The 22,043-nt window shown below is 67.5% G+C and carries 19 protein-coding genes; 13 read left to right on the forward strand and 6 right to left on the reverse strand.

Translation table 11 applies throughout. The features are described 5' to 3' along the window. Positions 1-146 precede the first annotated feature (146 nt). Entirely contained in the window at positions 147-1,580 is a 1,434-nt protein-coding gene (locus MJ602_RS01935) for a diguanylate cyclase domain-containing protein (RefSeq protein WP_243019173.1), read from the forward strand. Positions 1,581-1,666: 86 nt separating this feature from the next. Here the strand turns inward: MJ602_RS01935 and MJ602_RS01940 are convergent, their stop codons facing one another. From MJ602_RS01940 to norR, 4 genes are all read right to left on the reverse strand, one after another. Continuing rightward, positions 1,667-2,347 (reverse strand): RNA ligase family protein, encoded by a 681-nt coding sequence (locus MJ602_RS01940; protein WP_162017781.1) that lies wholly within the window; start codon positions 2,345-2,347, stop codon positions 1,667-1,669. 7 nt (positions 2,348-2,354) lie between these two features. Continuing rightward, positions 2,355-2,900, reverse strand: coding sequence for a hypothetical protein (locus MJ602_RS01945; protein WP_243019174.1), 546 nt, complete (start codon positions 2,898-2,900; stop codon positions 2,355-2,357). A 177-nt stretch (positions 2,901-3,077) separates the two neighbouring features. Then, the gene (locus MJ602_RS01950; protein WP_243019175.1) at positions 3,078-4,361 is read right to left on the reverse strand and encodes an AAA family ATPase; all 1,284 of its coding nucleotides are present in this window, start codon (positions 4,359-4,361) and stop codon (positions 3,078-3,080) included. 72 nt (positions 4,362-4,433) lie between these two features. After that, complete coding sequence (gene norR, locus MJ602_RS01955) at positions 4,434-6,017, reverse strand: nitric oxide reductase transcriptional regulator NorR (RefSeq protein ID WP_243019176.1); 1,584 nt, start codon at positions 6,015-6,017, stop codon at positions 4,434-4,436. Between the two features lie 242 nt (positions 6,018-6,259). Between norR and MJ602_RS01960 the strand changes: the two genes are divergently transcribed. The 6 genes from MJ602_RS01960 (at position 6,260) to MJ602_RS01985 (ending at position 15,821) form a co-directional block, all read left to right on the forward strand. Beyond that, a complete protein-coding gene (locus MJ602_RS01960; protein WP_243019177.1) occupies positions 6,260-8,563 on the forward strand; it encodes a nitric-oxide reductase large subunit in 2,304 nt (767 codons plus the stop codon). Between the two features lie 51 nt (positions 8,564-8,614). Continuing rightward, positions 8,615-9,043, forward strand: a complete 429-nt coding sequence (locus tag MJ602_RS01965) for a hemerythrin domain-containing protein (protein ID WP_243019178.1) — start codon at positions 8,615-8,617, stop codon at positions 9,041-9,043. Positions 9,044-9,284: 241 nt separating this feature from the next. After that, the gene (locus MJ602_RS01970) at positions 9,285-12,641 is read left to right on the forward strand and encodes a bifunctional diguanylate cyclase/phosphodiesterase (protein ID WP_243019179.1); all 3,357 of its coding nucleotides are present in this window, start codon (positions 9,285-9,287) and stop codon (positions 12,639-12,641) included. 200 nt (positions 12,642-12,841) lie between these two features. Beyond that, entirely contained in the window at positions 12,842-14,866 is a 2,025-nt protein-coding gene (locus tag MJ602_RS01975) for a ribonucleoside triphosphate reductase (protein ID WP_243019180.1), read from the forward strand. Between the two features lie 101 nt (positions 14,867-14,967). After that, on the forward strand, positions 14,968-15,150 hold the full coding sequence (gene nrdD, locus MJ602_RS01980) for an anaerobic ribonucleoside-triphosphate reductase (protein WP_243019181.1): 183 nt from the start codon (positions 14,968-14,970) through the stop codon (positions 15,148-15,150). Further along, complete coding sequence (locus tag MJ602_RS01985; RefSeq protein WP_243019182.1) at positions 15,147-15,821, forward strand: anaerobic ribonucleoside-triphosphate reductase activating protein; 675 nt, start codon at positions 15,147-15,149, stop codon at positions 15,819-15,821. The genes nrdD and MJ602_RS01985 overlap by 4 nt, the downstream gene beginning before the upstream one ends. A gap of 266 nt (positions 15,822-16,087) precedes the next feature. Here MJ602_RS01985 and cadR read toward each other — a convergent pair whose 3' ends face one another. Both cadR and MJ602_RS01995 read right to left on the reverse strand, forming a co-directional pair. Further along, positions 16,088-16,570 carry a Cd(II)/Pb(II)-responsive transcriptional regulator gene (gene cadR, locus MJ602_RS01990; RefSeq protein WP_210931401.1) on the reverse strand — a complete coding sequence of 161 codons (483 nt, stop codon included), beginning with the start codon at positions 16,568-16,570 and terminating at the stop codon, positions 16,088-16,090. A 15-nt stretch (positions 16,571-16,585) separates the two neighbouring features. Further along, complete coding sequence (locus MJ602_RS01995) at positions 16,586-16,924, reverse strand: YnfA family protein (RefSeq protein WP_210931399.1); 339 nt, start codon at positions 16,922-16,924, stop codon at positions 16,586-16,588. 116 nt (positions 16,925-17,040) lie between these two features. Between MJ602_RS01995 and MJ602_RS02000 the strand changes: the two genes are divergently transcribed. The 6 genes from MJ602_RS02000 (at position 17,041) to MJ602_RS02025 (ending at position 22,043) form a co-directional block, all read left to right on the forward strand. Then, positions 17,041-17,673: a cation efflux transmembrane domain-containing protein gene (locus MJ602_RS02000; protein ID WP_210931397.1), complete on the forward strand. Its 633-nt coding sequence runs from the start codon at positions 17,041-17,043 to the stop codon at positions 17,671-17,673. Between the two features lie 13 nt (positions 17,674-17,686). Next, on the forward strand, positions 17,687-18,400 hold the full coding sequence (locus MJ602_RS02005) for a transglutaminase-like domain-containing protein (RefSeq protein ID WP_210931395.1): 714 nt from the start codon (positions 17,687-17,689) through the stop codon (positions 18,398-18,400). A 64-nt stretch (positions 18,401-18,464) separates the two neighbouring features. Then, positions 18,465-18,881 (forward strand): hypothetical protein, encoded by a 417-nt coding sequence (locus MJ602_RS02010; protein WP_243019183.1) that lies wholly within the window; start codon positions 18,465-18,467, stop codon positions 18,879-18,881. A 143-nt stretch (positions 18,882-19,024) separates the two neighbouring features. Next, positions 19,025-20,338: a TolC family protein gene (locus MJ602_RS02015; protein ID WP_210931806.1), complete on the forward strand. Its 1,314-nt coding sequence runs from the start codon at positions 19,025-19,027 to the stop codon at positions 20,336-20,338. Between the two features lie 41 nt (positions 20,339-20,379). Then, a complete protein-coding gene (locus MJ602_RS02020; protein WP_210931391.1) occupies positions 20,380-20,934 on the forward strand; it encodes a hypothetical protein in 555 nt (184 codons plus the stop codon). Beyond that, positions 20,931-22,043 (forward strand): efflux RND transporter periplasmic adaptor subunit, encoded by a 1,113-nt coding sequence (locus tag MJ602_RS02025; RefSeq protein ID WP_210931389.1) that lies wholly within the window; start codon positions 20,931-20,933, stop codon positions 22,041-22,043. The genes MJ602_RS02020 and MJ602_RS02025 overlap by 4 nt, the downstream gene beginning before the upstream one ends.

Below are 22,043 nucleotides of genomic sequence, written 5' to 3' on the forward strand. Positions count from 1 at the left end.
CGTTTTTGCGGGGTATGCTGCTGCGCAATGCGTCCCCTGTTCCGGTGGGTGGCGGTGTAGAGTAACGAGACGTATCATGGTGTGCTGCCTAGCCGCGCAATGGACGTCGCTCGGGGGTGTTCCCGACCACCAGGATTTTCGTCACCATGCACCCTGATCGCCAGCGCAAGATCCGCGCACTGATTGACGAGTACATCGAGATGTACGCCGCGCGCGATGACCGCCTCACCACGCGTTTCAGCCAGAACTTCAGTGGCTACCCCGGCAGCGGAACCCGGCTGATCCACAACCGTGACGAGTGGATCCGCATCACCCGCCAGGACTTTGCCCAGGTACCGGGTCGCATCCGCATGGAAATGCTCGATCTCGCGCTGCAGGACCTCAGCACCGACGTGGTGGTGGCGACGGCCTTCTTCCACATCCATCTCCCCAGCGGCGGGCACCAGCTGTCGAGAGAAGTGGCGCGGCTGGTGCTGATCTTTCGCTGCGAAGGCGAAGTGTGGATGATCGTGCACTGTAGCTATTCCATACCGTACCAAAGTGCGCAGGACGGCGAGGTGTATCCCCTCAAAAGCCTAGAGGAGCAAAACAGCGCCCTGCAGGCCCTGGTGGCCGAGCGCACCCAGGCGCTCGACGAAAGCCAGGCGCTGTACCGCTTGCTGACGGAAGACACCCAGGACGTGCTCTGGCGCACGGACAGCCAACTCATCGTCACCTACATCAGCCCGGCCGACGAACGCCTGCGGGGCTTTCGGCCCGATGAGGTAGTGGGGCACCCCGTTTTCGAGATGTTCACCGAAGAAGGCGTGGAATTGGTCAAGGGCATGCTCCGGCGCCGGGCGATCGAGGACTCGGCCGGCAGTGCCGGGGGGTTCCTGCGCTTCCAGGTGGAACACCGCTGCAAGGACGGCCGCCTGATCTGGGGCGAGGTGCAGTCCAAGCCCGACTGCAACGCGCAGGGCGAAATCATCGGCTACCACGGCATCACGCGCGAGATCACCGAGCGCAAGCGCCTGGAAGAACAGGTGCGTCAGCTTGCCTTTCACGACCCTCTGACCCGCCTCGCCAACCGCCGCCTGGTGTTGGAACACCTGGAGCAGGCCATGTCGGCCAGCAAACGCAGCCACCGCCATGGCGCGCTGCTGTTCCTCGACCTCGACAACTTCAAGCCCCTCAACGACCTGCACGGTCATGGCGTCGGTGACCTGCTGCTGATCGAAGTGGCCGAGCGCCTGAAAGCCTGCGTGCGCGAAGCCGACACCGTGGCGCGCTTTGGCGGTGACGAGTTTGTCGTGCTGCTGTCCGAACTGAGCACGCAACCCGGCGAGGCCACCGAACAGGCCGTCGCCGTGGCGGACAAAATCCGCCTCTGCCTGGCCGAGCTCTATGTGCTGAAGACAGCGCCCTCGGCCCCCGCCATAGGCCACCACTGCACCGCCAGCATCGGTGTGGCCATCTTCCACGGGCGCGACGAGAGCCAGAACGCCGTGATCGACCGCGCCGACACGGCGATGTACCAGGCCAAGGAGGAAGGCCGCAACCGGATTCGGCTCGCGCCCGGTATCGGCGGGACAGGCTGACCCGCGCGACCACACCTGATCCAGCGGCGAACGCGGTGCCGGTGGGATGCGGTGCTGCAGGGAGCACCTGTCCACGCAGTGCGTTGTCAGACCACCCGATTCCACTCCAGCGCCCGGCTCTTCCAGTGCGCTTCGATCGTTTGCGTGAAATCCGCGCGCACCAGTTTGGCGCGGTTCTCCAGCCAGTCGGCGTTCTCGCGCCGCACCACGATGCCTTCGAGGTGGCCCTGGCGGAACTGGCTGTCGTGGGCGTGCACCCAGTCGCGCAGTTGGTCCAGCGTGACTTCGCCGGCATACAGGCGCGGCACGGTATTGAAGCCCATTTCGGCGGCCCAGGCGTTGCGGCGCGTGGTGCTCCAGAAACGCTGCTCCTGCCGGTCGTACACGTCGAACAGCATCCACCAGTCGGGCAGGGTGGCGTAGTCGAGCGAGTGGCGCGCGGCGCACCATTCGCCAAAGGCCACCAGGTGCGTGCCCAGCGCGTCGAACAGCTTGTCCTCGTGCGCGGCCAGCCAGGGGCCCAGGCGGGCGAACTGGCCGTGGAACGGCTGGGGCAGGTACTGGCCGCGGTTCTGGGCGCGCAGCACACCGTCGGGCGAGACCGAGAAGCCCAGGTTGGCGCCGTCGAGCTTTTCTTCCAGCACCACGGGGCCGCTGAGCAATTCCTCGGCCTCGGCGCGGGAGAGCACCTTGTCGTCGCGCGGCTCGCCCGTGGCCAGCCAGGCGATGTGCGGGGTGTGGGGGAAGCGGAAAAAATCTTCAGACATAAGAGCCCTATTTTGCGCGCCGCTGGGGCGGGTGTTTCTGGCGCCAGCGGCCTTGCAGCCAGTCGGGGAGCAGGTTCTCCACCTCCAGCCCCACGGCGTGCAGGGCCTGTTGGCAGTCGATCCAGTCGGTGTCGCTGGCGTTGGTGATTTGTGTGGCGTGACCTGCGTCCAGGGCCGCCAGGGCAGCGGCCACCATCTTGCGGTCGGCCAGGTCGGTCACAGCCTCGGTCAGCTCGGGCGGCAGCACGGCGTTGCCGTTCTTGTCGAGCAGCACATCGACCCAGACGACCTCGCCACGGTCCATCTTGTGCATCATGGCCAGCCAGCCGTAGTCCTGTTCGGTGAGCTTGTGGCGGTATTCGCCGCAGACATGCCAGTCCACGTCGAGCACGGCATGGCGCGTGGCGTCGGTCTCAAAGGCTTCGAGCCAGTCCAGCACCTGCTGGCGCAGGGCTGCTTCTTCGATGGGGGTGGATTCAGCACGGAAGGGCGAGCCAGCGTCGGCCGCGCTGGCCACGATGAGCACATTGGTGTCCACCAGGCGGGCCTGCATCTCAATGGTTCCTTTCCGCGCAGAGTGTCTGTGTTGCATGCCATGGGCGCGGCCAGGCCAGCGGCCACCGCGCAAGGGCCGCCAGTACCTCAAAGTTCAGGCGCTGGTGGCGTCCCCCTTCCGCAGCGCGCAGCGCTGCAAGAGAAGGGGGAAGGCGCGAAGCGCCACAGGGGGTTGTCACTTATCTTCTCGTAGCCGTTGGGCGCGGGCGCGGGCCTGTTCGCGGGCTTCGCCCATGGCGTCGCCAAAGAACTGGGGCGGCCAGTTGCGCACGGCGCCAAACTCGTCCACCTCCAGCGGCACGAGCACGGCCTGCGCGCCCTGGCGTTGCACAAACAGCATGCGGCAGTGGCTGGTGCTGGTCTGGCGCCGGGCGATCAGGGTCTGCATGCGGCGGAACAGGTGTTCGGAATGGGTCTCGACGAGAAACTGCACCTGGCGCTGCTGGCTCACCTCGGCAAACACCTCGGCCAGCACGGCCTGGGCCTGGGGGTGCAGGTGGATTTCGGGTTCTTCCACCAGGATGGTGCTGCCCGGCGGGGCGCAGTAGGCCACGGCCAGCACCGGCAGCACCTGGGCCACACCCACGCCAACATCGCGCAGGTTGGCAGCCACGCCGTCGTGGTGCACCAGCAGTTCGTAGCGGCCGGTGCGGCCCACGGGGCGCACGCTGAGCTGTTCGGCCATGCCCATGCGCGCCAGCCAGTGCGCCACCTTGTGCAGCACCTGGCCCTGGGTGTCGGTGCGCAGCAGGGCGCTGGCCAGCAGTGCGTTGATGGCCTGCTGGCCGTCGCTGCCCAGGTCGCCGGGCGGGGCGCCAGTCCAGGCGTGGTCGCGCGCGGGCAGGCGGCGCAGTGGGCCGAGGTGGACGATGGATTCCAGCGCATGGCGCAGTGCCAGGCTCAGGTCCTGCGCGTGCTGCGCGTCGGCCCCCAGCAGCGCCAGCGCGGGGGCGGGCAGGGCGATGGAGCGCTCGGGTGCGTACAGCGGGCTGGTGCCACGGGGGCGGGCCTCGTCGTCCACATACAGCGCGTAGGCGCCGCGCGTGCGCCGCAGCGCCCGAAAGCGCCGCGCCACGGTGGCCAGCTCCAGCGCCTGCACGGCCACGGCGCCCTGGGCGGTCTGGCCGTAGGTGCAGGCAAAGTAGCCCTGGCGCACGCGCTCGCCCTCGGGCCGCGCAAAGCCCAGCGCCATGCTGCAGTGGCGCGGCGCGGCCACGCCCTGCGAGAGCAGGTCGGCAAAGCTGCCGAGCTGCACCGGGTCGCCCGCGTCGCTGTGGCCCAGGTGCAGGTGCACGGTGCGGTCGGGCGCGGCCACGGTCTGCTTGAGCAGCAGCAGGCTTTGCAGCAGCGTGGACTTGCCCGACGAGTTGCTGCCCAGCAGCATGGTGACGGGCGCCAGCCGCACCGGCCCGCTGTCGTGCCAGGCCTTGATGTGGCGCAGGTGGAGGTGGTCGATCATGGGGTGGTTTTTAAGTATTTTTGGCCTCTGGCGCTTATTGGATAAGCGCGAATAGCTATCAAAATAGCAGCATCATGCCTTCATCCCCAGCCGCTTGGCCAGTTTGTGCAGGTTGCTGGGGTCGATTTCCAGCTCGCGCGCGGCACGGGCCCATTGGCCGCGGTGGCGCGCCAGGGCGGCTTCGATGGCCTGGCGCTGGCAGGTGTCCAGCGCTTCGCGCAGGGGCATGGGCCGGGTGGGCGGGAAGGGCATGAAAGGCGCTGCCGGTGCGGGCGCTGCGGCCGTGGGGGGCGCGGTGGGGGGGGACTGCAGCGCGTCCAGGTCCAGCAGGGCGGCTTCCAGCGTGACGATGTCGTTGCGGCTGGCGCCCCGGCTCAGGGCCTTGAGGGCGGCGCGGCTGACCACGTGCTCCAGCTCGCGGATGTTGCCGGGCCAGTGGTAGTGGCGCAGCGCGCTTTGCGCGTCGGCCGACAGGCGCAGGCTGCGCAGGCCCAGGCGGGCGCGGTTGAGCTCCAGAAAACGCCCGGCCAGCAGCAGCACGTCGTCGCCGCGCTCGCGCAGCGGCGGAATCGGCACTGGATAGACCGACAGGCGGTGGTACAGGTCGGCGCGAAAGCTGCCGTCGCGCACATGGTCGCGCAGGCTGCGGTTGGTGGCGGCCACCACGCGCACGTTCACGCGCCGGGGCTCGTCGGCGCCCAGGCGCTGGATTTCGCCGTTCTGCAGCGTGCGCAGCAGCTTGGCCTGCACGCTCAGGGGCAGCTCGCCCACTTCGTCCAGGAACAGCGTGCCGCCCTCGGCGGCCTCAAAGCGGCCTGGCCGGTCGGTCACCGCGCCCGAGAACGCGCCCCGGCGGTGGCCGAAGAGCTCGCTCTCGGCCAGCGATTCGGGCAGGGCTGCGCAGTTCACATGCACCAGCGGCTTGCCCCGGCGCGGCGAGTGGCGGTGCAGGAAGCGCGCAAACAGCTCCTTGCCCACGCCGGTTTCGCCCAGCAGCAGCACGGGCAGGTCGGAGCCGGCCACCACCTTGACCTCCTCCTGCAGGCGCAGCAGGGCTTCGCTCTGGCCCAGGATTTCGCTGTCGTCCAGCGCGGCGCGCAGGTGCTGCTCGTCGGCGGGCTCGCCCAGGTGCTGGCTGGAGGCGCGGCTCAGCGCGTGGACCTGCTGCTCCAGCCGGGTGACGCGCACGGCCGCCTCCACATGCACGGCGCAGCGGGCCAGCGTGGCGCGGGCGGCGGCGTCGAAGGTGCCGGTCTGCAGCGCGTCCAGCGTGAGCACGCCCCAGGGCCGCCCGTCCACGCGCAGTGCCACGCCCATGCAATCGTGCACGGGCAGCGGCTCACCCACCAGGGTGTCGAGCAGGCCGTCGTAGGGGTCGGGGAGCTGGCTGTCGTTGTCAAACACGGTGACTTCGCCGCGCGCCAGAATGGCCGCCAGCCGGGGGTGCTGGTGCACGGCAAAGCGCCGCCCCAGCGATTCGCTCACCAGCCCGTCCACCACCACGGGCCGCAGGTGGCCTTCCTCCAGCCGCAGCAGCGCCACGGCGCCGCAGCAGAAATGCGCGCGCAGGCCACCGATCAGGCGCTGCAGGCGCAGGTTGGAGGGCAGCTCGGTGGTCAGATCCACCAGCCAGGGGTCGTCGTCGTGGGTATTCATTACCCTGTCATGGTAGCAAACACCCTATTGGGTGATGGTGAAATTAACCCTTCATCGGTGTAAACCCTTGATTTTGCGTGCGTGGAAAGCTGGCCCGGTCTGTGCAAATGTTCATTCGTCATTCACTTTTGCAAGCGACACATCTATGCACAACACCCTTGCATTCCCGCGCCTGAGGGGGCGCACCGGGCAACCCTCGGCACACCGCGTCCCACGCGCCCTGGGCTGGATGGAGGTGACCCATGGGTAACTACCGCAAACACTGGTTCACGCTGATCGGCGTGATGATCGTCTGCTTCAGCCTGCTGGGCTATTACGGCGTGGAGGTCTATCGCACCGCGCCGCCCATCCCGCAACAGGTGCAAACCGAGGACGGCCGTGTGCTCTACACGCAAGAGGGCATTCTCGACGGCCAGACCGCCTGGCAATCCGTGGGTGGCATGCAACTGGGCTCCATCTGGGGCCACGGCGCCTACCAGGCGCCCGACTGGACGGCCGACTGGCTGCACCGTGAGCTGCTGGCCTGGCTGGAACTGGCCGCGCAGCAGGAGTACGGCAAGCCCTTCGAGCAGCTCGACGCCGACGGCCAGGCCGTGCTGCGTGCGCGCCTGAAAAAGGAATACCGCACCAACACCTTCGACGCCGCCACCGGAACCATGACGGTGTCCAAGCTGCGCGAGCAGGCCATTGCGCGCAACGTGGAGTACTACAGCCAGCTGTTCAGCGACGCGCCGCAGTACCAGAAGACGCGCGAGAGCTACGCCATGAAGGAAAACACCCTGCCCAGCGCCGAGCGGCGCGCGCAGATGGCCGGCTTCTTCTTCTGGACCGCCTGGGCCGCCGCCACCGAGCGCCCGGCCGATGTGGGCGGCGGCACCGGTGCCACCTACACCAACAACTGGCCGCACGAGCCGCTGATCGGCAACACGCCCACGGCGGAGAACATGATCTGGTCCATCGCCAGCGTGGTGCTGATGATTGCCGGTGTGGGCTTCCTGGTCTGGGCCTGGGCCTTCCTGGGCAAGCACGACGAGGCCGATCCCACGCCCCCGCTGCTGGACCCGCTCACGCGCGTGCCGCTCACGCCCTCGCAGCGTGCGCTGGGCAAGTACCTGGTGCTGGTGGTGGCGCTGTTCATCTTCCAGGTCATGCTGGGCGGCTTCACCGCGCACTACACGGTGGAAGGCCAGCAGTTCTACGGCATCGACGTGTCGCAGTGGTTCCCCTACGCGCTGGTGCGCACCTGGCACATCCAGAGCGCGCTGTTCTGGATCGCCACCGGCTTCCTCGCCGCGGGCCTGTTCCTGGCGCCGCTCATCAACGGCGGCAAGGACCCCAAGTACCAGAAGCTCGGCGTCGATGTGTTGTTCTGGGCGCTGTTCGTGGTGGTGGCGGGCTCGTTCATCGGCAACTACCTGGCCATTGCGCAGATCATGCCGCCCGAGTGGAACTTCTGGCTCGGCCACCAGGGCTATGAATACGTGGACCTGGGCCGCCTGTGGCAGATCGGCAAGTTCGCCGGCATCGCCTTCTGGCTGGTGCTGATGGCGCGCGGCGTGTTCCCCGCATTGCTCGCGCCCAGCGGCCAGGACAAGAACCTGCTGGCGCTGCTGACCTTCTCCATCGTGGCCATCGGCCTGTTCTACGGCTCGGGCCTGTTCTATGGCGAGCGCACGCACCTGTCGGTGATGGAGTACTGGCGCTGGTGGGTGGTGCACCTGTGGGTGGAGGGCTTCTTCGAAGTCTTTGCCACCACGGCGCTGGCCTTCATCTTCTCGACCCTGGGCCTGGTGTCCTACCGCATGGCCACCACGGCCAGCCTGGCCTCGGCCTCGCTGTTCATGCTGGGCGGCATTCCGGGCACCTTCCACCACCTGTACTTCAGCGGCACCACCACGCCGGTGATGGCCGTGGGCGCCGCCTTCAGCGCGCTCGAAGTGGTGCCGCTGGTCGTGCTGGGCCACGAGGCCTGGGAGCACTGGCGCCTGAAGAACAAGGCCCCCTGGATGGCCAACCTCCAATGGCCGCTGATGTGCTTCATCGCCGTGGCCTTCTGGAACATGCTGGGCGCGGGCGTCTTCGGCTTCATGATCAACCCGCCGATCTCGCTCTACTACATCCAGGGCCTCAACACCACGCCGGTGCACGCGCACGCCGCATTGTTTGGGGTGTACGGCTTCCTGGCGCTGGGCTTCACGCTGCTGGTGCTGCGCTACATCCGCCCGGAGCTGGTGTTCAACGAGCGCCTCATGAAGACCGGCTTCTGGTGGCTCAACGCGGGCCTGGTGCTGATGATGTTCACCAGCCTGCTGCCCATCGGCCTGTTCCAGTTCCACGCCAGCGTCACGCACGGCCTGTGGTACGCGCGCAGCGAGGAATTCCTGCAGCAGCCCTTCCTGGAAACGCTGCGCTGGGTGCGCACCTTTGGTGACATGGTCTTCATCGTCGGCGCCCTTGCGGTGGCCTGGCAGGTGGTGAGCGGTGTGTTTGGCACGCGCGCCCCGGCGGCCCCCACGGGCGCCAGCCTGGCCGGCGCACAGCGCTGATCCCCCGGCCGGGAGCCGTGGGTTCCCGGCCAGTCTTCTTCGGAGCATTCCATGAACATCGACAAGTTCAAACACCAGCACGTGGACATCCTGGGCAACATCGCTGCCCTGCGGCGTCTGGCGCAGGCTGGGGTGGCGCACAACGCCACCGAGATTGCAAGGCTCATCGTCAGCATGAGCTCCACCATCAAGCTGCACCTGGCCGTGGAAGACCAGGCGCTGTACCCGGCGCTGCAGCGCGGCCACAACCCCGAGCTGGCGCGCCTGGGCCAGCAGTACCAGCGCGACATGGGGCCGATCGCCCAGGCCTACGAGGCCTTTGCCCGGCGCTGGAATCTGCCCGAGAGCGTGCGCCGCGACGAGCAGGGCTTCCGCGACGACGCCAACCGCGTGCTGCGCATGGTGCACGAGCGCATGCAGCGCGAAAACCGTGACTTCTACCCGCGCATCGAAGCCGAAGAACTGGCCGCCGTGGCCTGACAAATGCTATTCAATTCATAGCTATTAGCGCTTTATCCATAAGCGCCACAGCCGAATATTCATCCAATTTTCTGATCTCCCTTGGTATTGAGCCGGCCTTGCGCCGGCTCCTTTTTTTGGGGCGCCGCACCGTGTCAGGTACGCCACAGGAGCGTTCCTATAATGGCCCGAGGTGTAACAAAGTTTTCTCGCCCCGCGTGCCCACAGCGCGGCGGAACGTCTCACCCACAGGCCCCTGGAGATGATCCACCCCGCCCACCGCGCCAAGTTCCGCCAGTCGATGCTTTGGTTCCTGCTGCTTCTGGGCAGCCTGGGGTTGGTGAAGGTGTTTCCGGCGCCGGACGCGGCGCGGGGTGTGGCCGGCTATGTGCCGCTGCACACGGCCATGGAGGTGGTGGCCATCGCCATGGTGGGCATGGTGTTCGGCATCTCCTGGGTCACGCAGAAATACCGCGCCAACGGCCGCGCCCTGGTGTTGGGCCTGGGCCTGCTGGGCGTGGGCCTGCTGGACCTGAGCCACAGCCTGTCCTACGCGGGCATGCCGGACTATGTGACGCCCAGCGGCCCGGAAAAAGCCATCAATTTCTGGCTGGCGGCGCGCTCGTTCGCTGCTGTGGCCTTGCTCTGTGCCGCCTTCTGGCCCCGGCGCTGGAGCCTGGCGGCAGGGCCGCCATCGCGCTATGCGGGCTTGCTGGGTGTGCTGCTGCTCGTGGGAGCCGTGCATTACGTGCTGCTGGCGCAGCCGCAGTGGGTGCCACGCACCTTCCTGCCAGGGTTGGGGCTGACACCCTTCAAGGTGAATTTTGAGTACACGCTGATCGCGCTTTACGTTGTGGCCGGGGCCGGGTTCCTGCTGCGCCTGCGCGACGCCCGCGAATCCGGCGTCGAGCGGCTGGCGCTGGCCTCGTTCACCATGGCCATGAGCGAGTACTTCTTCACGCTCTACGCCAACGTCAACGATGTGTACAACATCGCGGGCCACCTCTACAAAGTGTTGGCCTACGGCTTTCTGTACCGGGGCCTGTTTGTCGAAACGGTGCAAAGGCCCTACCAGGATCTGCAGGCCTCCGAGGCGGGCCAGCGTGCCACGCTCAGCACCCTGCCCGACCTGTTGTTCGAAGTGGACCGTCAGGGCGTGTACCTGGCGGTTCATGTCCAGGACTCAAGCCAACTGGTGGCACCCCCGTCCGACCTCATTGGCCGCCGGCTCGATACCGTGCTGCCCCCGCAGGCGGCCGCCCAATGTATGGCAGCGCTGGAAGAGGCCGAGCGCCAGGGCACCAGCCGTGGCAGCCGCATCACGCTCGACCGGCCAGATGGGCCGTACCACTTCGAATTGGCCGTGGCCCGCAAGTCGGCCCCCGGAGGGCGCGCAGACACCTACCTGCTGCTGGCGCGCGACATCACCGCCACGGTCGAAAAGGAAGAGCGCATCCGCTTCGAGGCCCACCTGAACGCGGCGCTGTTGGACCTGCAGCAGCACGATGTGCTGGAAGACGAGGCCACGTTTCTGCACCGGGGGGCCGACCATGCCCGCAGCCTGACGGGCAGCACCCTGGCAGGTATCCACTTCGTGCAGGACGACCAGCGCACCACCACCCAGGCGGTTTGTTCGGGGGAGGCCACGGGGTGCGCGCTTGCCGCCGAACAGGCGGGCCTGTGGGCCCGTGCCCTGCACGAGCGGCGCGCCGTGGTGCTCAACAGCCTGGAGCCAGCCCCGCAGACCGGCACGGCGCCGAGCCAGGGCGGGCTGCGGCGGCTCATCAGCCTGCCGGTGGTCGAGGGCGGCAAGGTGCGCATGCTGTTGGGTGCGGCGGGCAAGGCGACCGACTATGGCACCCCGGAGGTGCAGGCGCTGCAGATCCTGGCCGAAGCCATCTGGAAACACACCCTCCAGCGCCGCCAGGAGGCCGTGATCCACCGCCTGTCCGAAGCGCTGGGCCAAAGCCCCCACACCGTCGTCATCACCGACAGCCAGGCCCAGATCATTTACGTGAACCAGGCCTTCAGCGAAAGCAGCGGCTACAGCGCTGCCGAGGTGCTGGGGCGCAACCCCCGCATCCTGCAGTCGGACCAGACGCCGCGCTCCACCTACGAAGACATGTGGGCCAAGCTGCGCAGTGGCCTGCCCTGGGAGGGTGAATTCATCAACCGCCGCAAGAACGGGCAGCTCTACACCGAGCGCGCCTCGCTCTATCCCATCCGCAACGCCTTTGGCGAGGCCACGCACTACGTCGCGCACAAGGAAGACATCACCCTGCAGCGCGAAGCCCAGGAGCGCATCCAGGCGCTGTCCAACAACGACACGCTGACCGGCCTGCTCAACAAGAAGGCGTTTGACGAGCGGCTCACCCAGGCCCTAGAAAGGGCGGGCGCCAGCCATGGGCGCGTGTCGCTGCTGTGGTTCGATCTGGACAACTTCAAGCTGGTCAACGAGTCCCTGGGCCACGCAGCGGGTGACGAGCTGCTGGTGGCCCTGGCCAGCCGCCTGCGTGCCAGCCTGGAGCCGCACATCGCTCTGGCCCGCTACTCGGGCGACAGCTTTGCCGCCATCGTGCCGGGCGCCGACCAGGCCACCGTGGCGCTGATCGCGCAGGAGGCGCTGGCGCAGTTGCAGACCACGCTGCAGGTGCACGGCCATGCGGTGTCGATGAGCGCGTCGGTGGGCATTGCCGTCTATCCCGACGACGCCAAGACCACCAGCGCCCTGGAGTCGGCCGCCGAGGTGGCCATGTACCGCGTCAAGCAGGACGGGCGCAACGGCCTGCGCTTCTTTGCGCCCGAGATGCAGGCGCACACCCAGCGCTCGCTGGAGATTGCCGCCAGCATCAAGGAAGCGGCGCACCGTGGCGAGCTGCGCCTGGTGTACCAGCCGCAGCGTGCGATGGGCAGCGGCGCGCTGGTGGGGGCCGAGGCTCTGCTGCGCTGGCACCACCCGCAATGGGGGCCGGTGTCGCCGGCCGAGTTCATCCCGATTGCCGAGCAGAGCGGTGCCATCCTGGCCATCGACTTCTGGGTGATCGAGGCCGCGGCGCGCCAGGTGCGCGCCTGGGATGCGGCGGGCCTGCCGCCCATCGTGGTGGCCGTGAACGTGTCGGCCGCGCAGTTTGCGCGCCCCCAGTTCGTGGACGAGCTGCTGCAGGTGCTGCACCGCCTGGATGTATCGCCCCAACGCCTGGAGGTGGAGCTGACCGAGGCCGTGGCCCTGAAATACCCCGAGCAGGCCGAAACCACCCTGCGGCGCCTGCACGAGGCGGGCTTGCGCGTGGCGCTGGACGATTTCGGCACCGGCTACTCGTCCATGAGCTACCTCAAGCGCTACGCCATCGACAAGCTCAAGATCGACCAGTCGTTCGTGCGCGAGCTGGCCGACCAGACCAGCGACCAGGCCATCGTGACGGCCATCGTCCGCATGGCGCAGAGCCTGCACATGGCCACGCTGGCCGAGGGCGTGGAAACGGCCGAGCAGGCCCGCCTGCTGCAGGACCTGGGCTGCGGCGAAATCCAGGGCTACTGGTACAGCCGACCGCTGGAGCCCGAGGCCTTCGAGGCCTTTGCCCGGCAAGCCGCCCAGCAGGCCAGCCACAGCGCAGCCTAGGGCGCTCTGTTTTTGATAGCTGCTTGCGCCCTACTTGCGGGCGCTGGAGGCTAAAAACACCCCAATTTCCTGGCGCTCTGCCGCTGCATGCCCCCGCCGCCTACCCGCAACGCTGCGGCCCCCCGGTTTGTGCCTGATCAAACTACCTATGGTGTTTGATGGCTATCATGCGCACTAAATGTAGTGTTCAAAGGGCCGCTATGACTCCTCTCACCACCACCGCCACCTTGCCCCGCGAGGTCCTCAAGCGCAGCGGCGAACGTGCCGCGTTCGACGCGCGCAAGATCCGCTCGGCCATCGAGCGCGCCGGGGCCGCCACGGGCGAATTCGGGGCGGACGAGGCGCAGTTGCTGGCCGCTCAGGTCGGCAAGGTGCTGATCCACCGCTTTCACGGCCAGGCGCCCAGCATCGAGCAAATCCAGGACGTGGTGGAGCACACGCTGATTGCCGCCAACCACCTGCACACCGCCCGCGCCTACATCGCCTACCGCGACCGCCGCGCCCAACTGCGTGCCGACAAGCAGACGCTGGTGGACGTGGAAAGCTCCATCAACGAATACCTCACGCGCGCCGACTGGCGCGTGAACGCCAACGCCAACCAGGGCTACTCGCTCGGTGGGCTCATCCTCAACGTGGCGGGCAAGGTCACGGCCAACTACTGGCTCTCGCACGTGTATGCGCCCGAGATTGGCGAGGCGCACCGCAATGGCGACATCCACATCCACGACCTCGACATGCTCAGCGGCTACTGCGCGGGCTGGTCGCTGCGCACGCTCTTGCACGAGGGGCTCAACGGCGTGCCCGGCAAGGTCGAGGCAGGCCCGCCCAAGCACATGAGCTCCGCCGTGGGGCAGATCGTCAACTTTTTGGGCACGCTGCAGAACGAATGGGCGGGCGCGCAGGCGTTTTCATCCTTCGACACCTACATGGCGCCCTTTGTGCGCAAGGACGGCATGGACTACGCCGCTGTGCGCCAGTGCATCCAGGAGCTGATCTACAACCTCAACGTGCCATCACGCTGGGGCACGCAAACGCCGTTCACCAACCTCACCTTCGACTGGACCTGCCCCGAGGATTTGCGCGAGCAGGTGCCCGTGATCGGTGGCGTGGAAATGCCGTTCTGCTACGGCGAGCTGCAGGCCGAGATGGACCTCATCAACCGCGCCTACATCGACGTCATGACCACGGGCGACGCCAAGGGGCGCGTGTTCACCTTCCCCATCCCCACGTACAACATCACCAAAGATTTTCCGTGGGAGAGCGAGAACGCCGCCGCCCTGTTCGAGATGACGGCCAAATACGGTCTGCCGTACTTCCAGAACTTTGTGAACTCCGAGCTGGAGCCGAACATGGTGCGCTCCATGTGCTGCCGCCTGCAGCTGGATTTGCGCGAGCTGCTCAAGCGCGGCAACGGCCTGTTTGGCAGCGCCGAGCAAACGGGCAGCGTGGGCGTGGTCACCATCAACTGCGCGCGCCTGGGCTACCAATATGCGGGCGACGAGGCCGGCATGTACGCCGCGCTGGACCGCCTGCTGGAGCTGGGCAAGCAAAGCCTGGAGGTCAAGCGCAAGCTCATCCAGCGGCTCATGGACCAGGGCCTGTTCCCCTACACCAAGCGCTACCTGGGCACGCTGCGCAACCACTTCAGCACCCTGGGCGTCAACGGCATCAACGAAATGGTGCGCAACTTCACCGGCGACGCACACGACATCACCAGCCCCCAGGGCCACCAGTTTGCCGTGCGCCTGCTGGACCATGTGCGCGCGCGCATCGTGCAGATCCAGGAAGAAACCGGCCATCTCTACAACCTGGAAGCCACGCCCGCCGAAGGCACCACCTACCGTTTTGCCAAAGAAGACAAAAAGCGCTGGCCCGCCATCGCCCAGGCAGGCACCGCCAGCCAGCCGTACTACACCAACTCCTCGCAACTGCCCGTGGGCTGGACGGATGACCCCTTCGAAGCCCTGGCGCGCCAGGAAGAACTGCAAACCAAATACACCGGCGGCACCGTGCTGCACCTGTACATGGGCGAGCGCGTCTCCAGCGGCGCCGCCTGCCGCGAACTGGTGCGCCGCGCACTCACGCGCTTTCGCCTGCCCTACATCACCATCACGCCCACCTTCTCCATCTGCCCCACGCACGGCTACCTGGAGGGCGAACACCCGTTCTGCCCGAAATGCGACGAAGAGCGCCTGCAGGCCAAGCGCGAGCGCCTGGCTGCCTGAGGGCGATAAAACTTCAAGCGAAAAAGGCACCTTGCGCTTGTTGGATAAGCGCAGGCAGCTATCAACTCAATAGCATTTTCAACCACCCCAAGGAGATCAGCATGCACCACACCACCACCGAACACACCGCCCTGGCCACCGCCGCCGACGTGCAACTCACCGACGCCGAGCGCCAGCCCTGCGAAGTCTGGACCCGCGTGATGGGCTACCACCGCCCGGTGGCCAGCTTCAACATCGGAAAACAAGGCGAACACAACGAGCGCCAGTTCTTTGCTGAAAAGTGAGCAACCCCCTGCGCATCGGCGGCATCACGCCGCTCACCACCATCGACTTCCCCGGCCGCTTGGCCGCCGTGCTCTATGGCCAGGGCTGCCCCTGGCGCTGCGGCTACTGCCACAACCCCGAACTGCTGGACGCCACCACCCCCGCCACCGTGCCCTGGCCTGAGGTGCTGGCCTTCTTGCAAAGCCGCCAGGGCCTGCTCGACGGCGTCGTCTTCTCCGGCGGCGAACCCACCCTGCAAGCCGCCTTGCCCGCCGCGCTGGCGCAAGTGCGCGCCCTGGGCTTTCAAACCGCGCTGCACACCGGCGGCATGTACCCCGAGCGCCTGCAGGCGCTGCTGTCCCTGCTCGATTGGGTGGGCCTGGACATCAAAGGCCCGCTGCACGCCTACGACGCCATCACCCGCACCCCCGGCAGCGGCGCCAAAGCCTTTGCATCGCTGCGCCACCTGCTCGCCAGCGGCGTGGCTTACGAGTGCCGCACCACCTGGCACGCGGGCCTGTTCAGCGTGGACGACCTGTTCGCCCTGGCCGACACGCTGGCCGATGCGGGCGTGGCCCACTGGACGCTACAGGAATGCCGGGCGCCGGGCGCTTCCGCGTGGGCCTTGACGGCCGGGCAGGTGGAGCGGCTGGGGGCGCGGTTTGTGGGGTTTGTGGTGCGGCGGGGGTGAGAGGGCAGGTTTCCGACAACCGCCCTCGGGCAAGCGAGTGCGAGCGACTGTTCAAGGCTGGTTGCTGCCGCTCGACTTCGGCGTCGTGCCATGTTCAAAGTGCCACAGCAGAGATTTCATCGGTCAGTACCGCAAGAGACCGGTCTACCACTTGAACCGGTCACTTGGCGGGAGGAGACTTGTGAGACTTCCGGGAATGGCGGCTTCCAACGTGTGTGAACGGGTCCTCTCGACCCTCAGGAGCCGTTGGTGCTGTAGTAGAGCGGTCATTCAGGCGTCGAGCTGTTAGCGCGACGCCCGCGGTTGCCATGGGCCCCTGACACATGAGGGCTTGCCGACCTGATGCTCGTCGCTGACGACGCCTGCACCAGTTCGTTCAGGATGCCGCACTTTGCCGCCTCACGAACGCCGGTGCACTGGTCCCGAAGCTTTTTCAATTGCTTCTCCAGCTGCCGAAGTTCGCGGATGCGCTTGGCGACATGACCGATGTGCTCATCGAGCAGCACGTTGACCTCCCCACATTCCGCTTGCGGTTCGTCCTTGAACCGCAGCAGCACACGGATCTCGTCCAGCGTCATGTCCAGCGACCGGCAGTGGCGCACGAAGGCCAGCCGCTCGACATGCTCAGGCCCGTAGATGCGGTAGTTGCCTTCGCTGCGCGGCGCCTGCGGCAGCAGGCCTTCGCGCTCGTAGTAGCGGATGGTCTCGACTTGGGTCTGCGCCGCCAGCGCCAGTTCACCGATCTTCATGCCCGTGTCCTTTCCTCAGCTTGCTGCCCTGGGCTGCAGGGCAATGATCGCCATGCCGACCAGGCAGATGCCTCCACCGACAAGGTCCCATCGCGTCGGGACCACACCGTCGACGCGCCACAGCCAGATCAGGGCCACGACGACATACACACCACCGTAGGCCGCGTAGGTTCGGCCTGCGGCACTGGGATGCAGCGTCAACAGCCACGCGAACACCGCCAGCGATACGGCCGCCGGCAGCAGCCACCAGACCGGCCGACCTTGCGTGAGCACCAACCAGGGCAGGTAGCACCCGACGATTTCGGCAACAGCGGTGACGAAGAACAGTCCGGTGACGCGAAGGAAGTCGAACATGGATCGAAGCTCTCTACGTTTATGACGGGGGGCGCCCAACACTCGGCAGCATAGCCGCTTGACTCTGGAGCCGCTACAGGGTTTCAAATGCCGGCATCGACATTCGAAAGCCCCTCATGAGCGACTCCTGCGGCAGCCACGGCTGCGCCACCCCTGCGGCCAGCCAGAGCCCGCGCTACCGGCGCGTGCTGTGGGCGGCGCTGATCATCAACCTGGCCATGTTCGGGGTCGAACTGGCCGGCGGCCTGAGCTCGGGATCGGTGTCGCTGCTGGCCGACGCCGTGGACTTCTTCGGCGATGCGGCCAACTACGGCATCTCGCTGCTTGTGCTCGGCATGGCGCTGACCTGGCGGGCTCGGGCTGCGCTCTTCAAGGGCCTGACCATGGGCGCCTTCGGTATGTTCGTTCTCGGACGGGCCGCATGGTCGGCCGCTTCCGGCACCGTGCCCGAGCCGGTGACGATGGGCGCCATCGGCGCCCTGGCGCTGCTGGCCAACGTGTCGGTCGCCGCAATGCTCTACGCCTGGCGCGAGGGCGACGCCAACATGCGCTCGGTGTGGCTGTGCAGCCGCAACGACGCGATCGGCAACGTGGCGGTGATGGCCGCCGCGCTGGGCGTCTTCGGTGCCGGAAGCGGCTGGCCCGACCTTGCGGTCGCCTCAGTCATGGGCGTGCTGGCGCTGACCGCCGCGCGCTCGGTCATTCAGCAGGCAAGGGCTGAGCTTCGCCCCGTGCCGGCGCACGCCTGACAGGAGCGACACCATGTCCGACGCAATGCACACCCTGCTGGCCGCGACCCCGCTGCTGGATGTCCACCACCCCGACATCGAGGCGCTCGTCGCCGCCCGTGGCTGGCGCGCCCTGCGCCCCTACGACCGCATCGGTGCCGCCTACGAATTCGTCCGCAACGAGGTCGCCTTCGGCTACAACGAGGGCGACGAGCTGCCGGCATCCAGCGTGCTGGCCGACGGCATCGGCCAGTGCAACACCAAAAGCACGCTGCTGATGACCTTGCTTCGCGCGGTGGGCATCCCCTGCCGCTTCCACGGTTTCACCATCGACAAGACCTTGCAGAAGGGTGCAATCACGGGACTGGCCTACTGGCTGGCCCCGCAACGCATCATCCACAGCTGGGTCGAGGTCAGCCTCGAAGGCCGCTGGATCGCGCTGGAAGGCTTCATCCTCGATGCGACCTACCTCGCCAGCCTGCAGCGCCGGTTTCCGCAGGCCCGCCGCTTCTGCGGCTACGGTGCTGCCACGGCCGACCTGTCGGCGCCCGGCGTCGAATGGCGCGGCCAGGACACCTACATCCAGAAGGAAGGCATCGCCGACGACTTCGGTGTTTTCGACAGCCCGGATGCCTTTTACGCGCGCCACGGCTCCAATCTCTCCGGCCTCAAACGCTGGCTGTACCGGCGCGTCATCCGCCATGCGATGAACCGCAACGTCGCCCGCATCCGCGAGTCAAAGTGGTGAAACCCCACGACCTGCTCGCCTTGCATGCGCCTGGACAAACCCTGTAGCAGCTATACTCTCGGTGGTGCGTCGCTTCCTCGCCATTTTCCTGCTCACCATGCTTCCGCTCCAGTTCAGCTGGGCAGCGGTGGCGACTTATTGCGGGCATGAGAGTCAGGCGAGCACGGGACACTTTGGTCACCATGACCATGACCATGAGCACCACGCCGACGCCGGCAGCGATGCCGGGCCGGCTGTTGATGCGGGTGCAGATCTGACCTCGTCCCCGGACGAGGTCGGTGGCGCGAACGGCGACAAGGCGCCAAGCGCCATGGACCTGGACTGCGGTCACTGCCACGGCACCTGCAGCGCGATGCTGACATTGCCTATGGGTCTGCCGGGTGCGCTTTCGACCGCGCTGCCCAGCGTCACCGTCGACAAAACGGGTGGTGCACACGCACCGACCCGACCCGAACGCCCTCAGTGGCTGCCCCTCGCCTGATCGGCGAGGCGGGTCTCTTCCCTTTCTGACGCCCGTTCGCGCCTGAGTGCGCGCCGCAGCCCGCGGCGCCGTCGGGCACGGCGCGACCTGTTGGTCGCCGCTTGCCGATCTCCCGTGGGTTGTTTTCAACACTGGAGCATTGGATGAGAAATCGAACTCGAACGAAGGTCTGGCTGTTGCGCGCCAGTGTGGCGGGCGCTGCGACCCTGTGCGGCACGGCCGTGGTGGCGCAGGCAGCTGCGGATGCCGCAAATGCCGCTGTGGCGCCCGCAGCAGGCAGCACGGAAGCCGCTGCAAGCCCGTTGAATCTGCGACAGGCATTCGACGCTGCCTGGTCACGCCAGCCTGAGGCGATGGCGCTGCAGGCGCGACGTGACGCCACCCGCGCCAAGCAGACAGCCGCCAAGGCCTGGACGCCGGAGCCGGCGGCACTGGAAGTCTCGAACAGGACCGACCGCCTGGGCAGCAACCAGGGCGCGCGTGAACTCGAAGTTGGCATCGCCGTGCCGCTGTGGCTGCCCGGTGAACGTGGCCGCAGCGCAGCGCTGGCCGACGCCGAGGGTGCAGCCCTCGAAAGCCGGGCCCACGCAGCGCAACTGCGCGTGGCTGCCGCGGTGCGCGATGCATGGTGGCAGTGGCAGCGTGCGCGCATCGAGGTGGCCACGGCCCGCGCGCAGCTCGACAGCACCCGCCTGATCGCCGCCGACGTGGCCCGGCGTGCGAAGGCCGGCGATCTGGCCCGCGCCGATCAGCACCAGGCCGAGGGCGCGGTGGCCAGCGGAGAGGCTGCTGTTGCGCAAGCTGAAGCAGGCCTTGCGGCGGCTCGTCAGCATATGCGAGCACTGGCTGGCGTCGCCCCGGCCTTGTCGGGTGCTGACGACACGCCGGCAGAGCCGGACCCCGGCACCACGGCAACTGAAACCGAAGCGCATGCTGCTCTGCAAGAGCTCAAGGACCGTGCCGCCATGGCGCAGCGTTCCGTCGAACTCACTGCCACCCAGTCTCGCGCCAACCCTGAGCTGACGCTGACGACCACGCGCGACCGCGGTGCGCGCGGAGACGCGTCCCAGCAGACCATCACGCTTGGCATCCGCATCCCTTTCGGCGCCGGCCCGCGTTTCGATGCCCGCAGCGCCAACGCACGCGCCGAAGCTGCCGAGATCCAGGCCCTGCTGGCCCTGGAACGTGAGCGGCTCGCTGCAGAACGGGAAGCGGCGCGCGCGCGGGTCGAGGCCTCGCGCACGCAGCTGATGGCCGCCGAACGGCGCGCGCAACTGGCCCGCGAGTCGCGCGACTTCTTCGACAAGTCCTTCCGGCTGGGCGAAACCGATCTGCCGACACGCCTGCGCATTGAGGCCGAAGCCGCCGAGGCAGAGCGCCAGGCCGCACGCACCCGCATCGAGCTCGCTTCGGCGATCTCTGCGTGGCGCCAGGCCCTGGGCCTTCTGCCCCAGTAACCGCCCGTGACGCCATTCAACGAATCCTTCAGGACATCCCCATGAACTTCCCGAATCTCCCGGCTGCACTGTGTGCTGCGGCCATCCTTGCTGCATCCCCGGCCTGGGCCGGCCCAGGCCACGACCACGGTGACGCGGCGCCCGCGGCCGTCGGCCAGGCGCTGCCGCGCTTCTCGGCCGTGTCCGAGACCTTCGAACTCGTCGGCGTGCTCAGCGGCAAGCAGATCACGCTGTACCTCGATCGCTTTGCCGACAACAGCCCCGTGCGCGGCGCGCAGATCGAGCTCGAGATCGGCGGGGCCAAGTTCAAGGCTGAGAAGCATGGCGACGACGAATACGAGGTCGTGCTGCCCGAGGCCCCCAAAGCCGGCGTTTTGCCGGTGACCGCCACGGTGACCGCCGGCAACGAGGCCGACCTGCTGGCAGGTGAACTCGACCTCCACGAGGCGGCGCACACCGAGGAGGCTGCACACGCGCACTCGTGGACGGAATACGCGGGATGGGCGGCGGCCGGCATCGCCGCACTGGCGTTGCTCGGATGGGGCGGACGTCGTGTGATGAATGCGCGCAGCGCCCGCGCAGGAGCTGCAGCATGAAGCGCACCCTGATCGCCTCCAGCTTGGGGCTGCTGATCGCCCTCACAGGGCTGGGCTCCGCCCATGCCGGCCCAGGCCACGACCACGGCGACGCCCCCGCCGCGCCCAGCGCCAACGGACCGCAGCGACAGCCTGATGGCAGCGTCTTCCTGCCCAAGCCCGCGCAGCGCCAGCTGGGTGTGCGAACCGTCGTCACCGAAGCGGCCGAACTGCCCCGCACGGTGGAACTGGGCGCCAAGGTGCTGATGGACCCGAACGCCGGTGGCAAGGTGCAGCCGCTGAACGCGGGCCGCATCGAACCCGGGCCGCGTGGCTTGCCCAACCCCGGGCAGACGGTGCGCAAGGGCGAGGTGCTCGCCTACGTCGTGCCATCGGCGGCGCCCATCGAGCGCTCCAACCAGACCGCGCAGCTCGCCGAGCTGCGTGCCGCGAAGGCCCTTGTCGACAAGCGCATCGCGCGTCTGCAGGAACTGGCCGACACCGTGCCGCGCAAGGAGATCGAAGCCGCCGAGAGCGAAGCCGCCAGCCTGTCGGCGCGGATCGCAGCGGTGGGTGGTGGCTTGTCCACGCGCGAGGCGCTGCTGGCGCCCGTATCGGGCGTGATCGCCTCGGCCAACGTCGTGGCCGGCCAGGTGGTGGATGCACGCGAACTCGTCTTCGAGATCGTTGATCCCTCGCGCCTGCGCATCGAGGCATTGGCCTTTGATGCCACCATCGCTGCCAACGTCGGCACCGCGACGATGGCCCTGGGCAACCAACGTGTGCCGCTCAGCTTCATCGGGGCCTCGCGCAGCCTGCGTGAGCAGGCGCTGCCCCTGGCCTTCCGCGCCCAAGGCGCTGCACTCAACCAGCTGGCCGTCGGCCAGCCGGTGCGCGTGTTCGTGCAGACGAAGGACAAGGTCAAGGGCATCCCGCTGCCAGTGGCCGCGCTGATGAAGAACCCGGCCAACCAGACGGTGGTCTGGGTGAAGACGGCGCCGGAACGCTTCGAACCCCGAACCGTCACCACCGAGCCCCTGGACGGTGTCAACGCCGCAGTCACCTCCGGGCTCGAACCCGGTGACCGTGTCGCGACACAAGGCGCCACCTTGATCAACCAGGTGCGCTGA

The organism is Simplicispira sedimenti, assembly GCF_022760965.1.
GTDB lineage: Bacteria > Pseudomonadota > Gammaproteobacteria > Burkholderiales > Burkholderiaceae_C > Simplicispira > Simplicispira sedimenti.

What these genes read in the sequence shown, in the direction of transcription:
- MJ602_RS01935 (WP_243019173.1), top strand. Translation starts at nt 147, where the DNA reads ATGCACCCTGATCGCCAGCGCAAGATCCGCGCACTGATTGACGAGTAC.
- MJ602_RS01940 (WP_162017781.1), bottom strand. Translation starts at nt 2,347, where the DNA reads ATGTCTGAAGATTTTTTCCGCTTCCCCCACACCCCGCACATCGCCTGG.
- MJ602_RS01945 (WP_243019174.1), bottom strand. Translation starts at nt 2,900, where the DNA reads ATGCAGGCCCGCCTGGTGGACACCAATGTGCTCATCGTGGCCAGCGCG.
- MJ602_RS01950 (WP_243019175.1), bottom strand. Translation starts at nt 4,361, where the DNA reads ATGATCGACCACCTCCACCTGCGCCACATCAAGGCCTGGCACGACAGC.
- norR (WP_243019176.1), bottom strand. Translation starts at nt 6,017, where the DNA reads ATGAATACCCACGACGACGACCCCTGGCTGGTGGATCTGACCACCGAG.
- MJ602_RS01960 (WP_243019177.1), top strand. Translation starts at nt 6,260, where the DNA reads ATGGGTAACTACCGCAAACACTGGTTCACGCTGATCGGCGTGATGATC.
- MJ602_RS01965 (WP_243019178.1), top strand. Translation starts at nt 8,615, where the DNA reads ATGAACATCGACAAGTTCAAACACCAGCACGTGGACATCCTGGGCAAC.
- MJ602_RS01970 (WP_243019179.1), top strand. Translation starts at nt 9,285, where the DNA reads ATGATCCACCCCGCCCACCGCGCCAAGTTCCGCCAGTCGATGCTTTGG.
- MJ602_RS01975 (WP_243019180.1), top strand. Translation starts at nt 12,842, where the DNA reads ATGACTCCTCTCACCACCACCGCCACCTTGCCCCGCGAGGTCCTCAAG.
- nrdD (WP_243019181.1), top strand. Translation starts at nt 14,968, where the DNA reads ATGCACCACACCACCACCGAACACACCGCCCTGGCCACCGCCGCCGAC.
- cadR (WP_210931401.1), bottom strand. Translation starts at nt 16,570, where the DNA reads ATGAAGATCGGTGAACTGGCGCTGGCGGCGCAGACCCAAGTCGAGACC.
- MJ602_RS01995 (WP_210931399.1), bottom strand. Translation starts at nt 16,924, where the DNA reads ATGTTCGACTTCCTTCGCGTCACCGGACTGTTCTTCGTCACCGCTGTT.
- MJ602_RS02000 (WP_210931397.1), top strand. Translation starts at nt 17,041, where the DNA reads ATGAGCGACTCCTGCGGCAGCCACGGCTGCGCCACCCCTGCGGCCAGC.
- MJ602_RS02005 (WP_210931395.1), top strand. Translation starts at nt 17,687, where the DNA reads ATGTCCGACGCAATGCACACCCTGCTGGCCGCGACCCCGCTGCTGGAT.
- MJ602_RS02015 (WP_210931806.1), top strand. Translation starts at nt 19,025, where the DNA reads ATGAGAAATCGAACTCGAACGAAGGTCTGGCTGTTGCGCGCCAGTGTG.
- MJ602_RS02020 (WP_210931391.1), top strand. Translation starts at nt 20,380, where the DNA reads ATGAACTTCCCGAATCTCCCGGCTGCACTGTGTGCTGCGGCCATCCTT.
- MJ602_RS02025 (WP_210931389.1), top strand. Translation starts at nt 20,931, where the DNA reads ATGAAGCGCACCCTGATCGCCTCCAGCTTGGGGCTGCTGATCGCCCTC.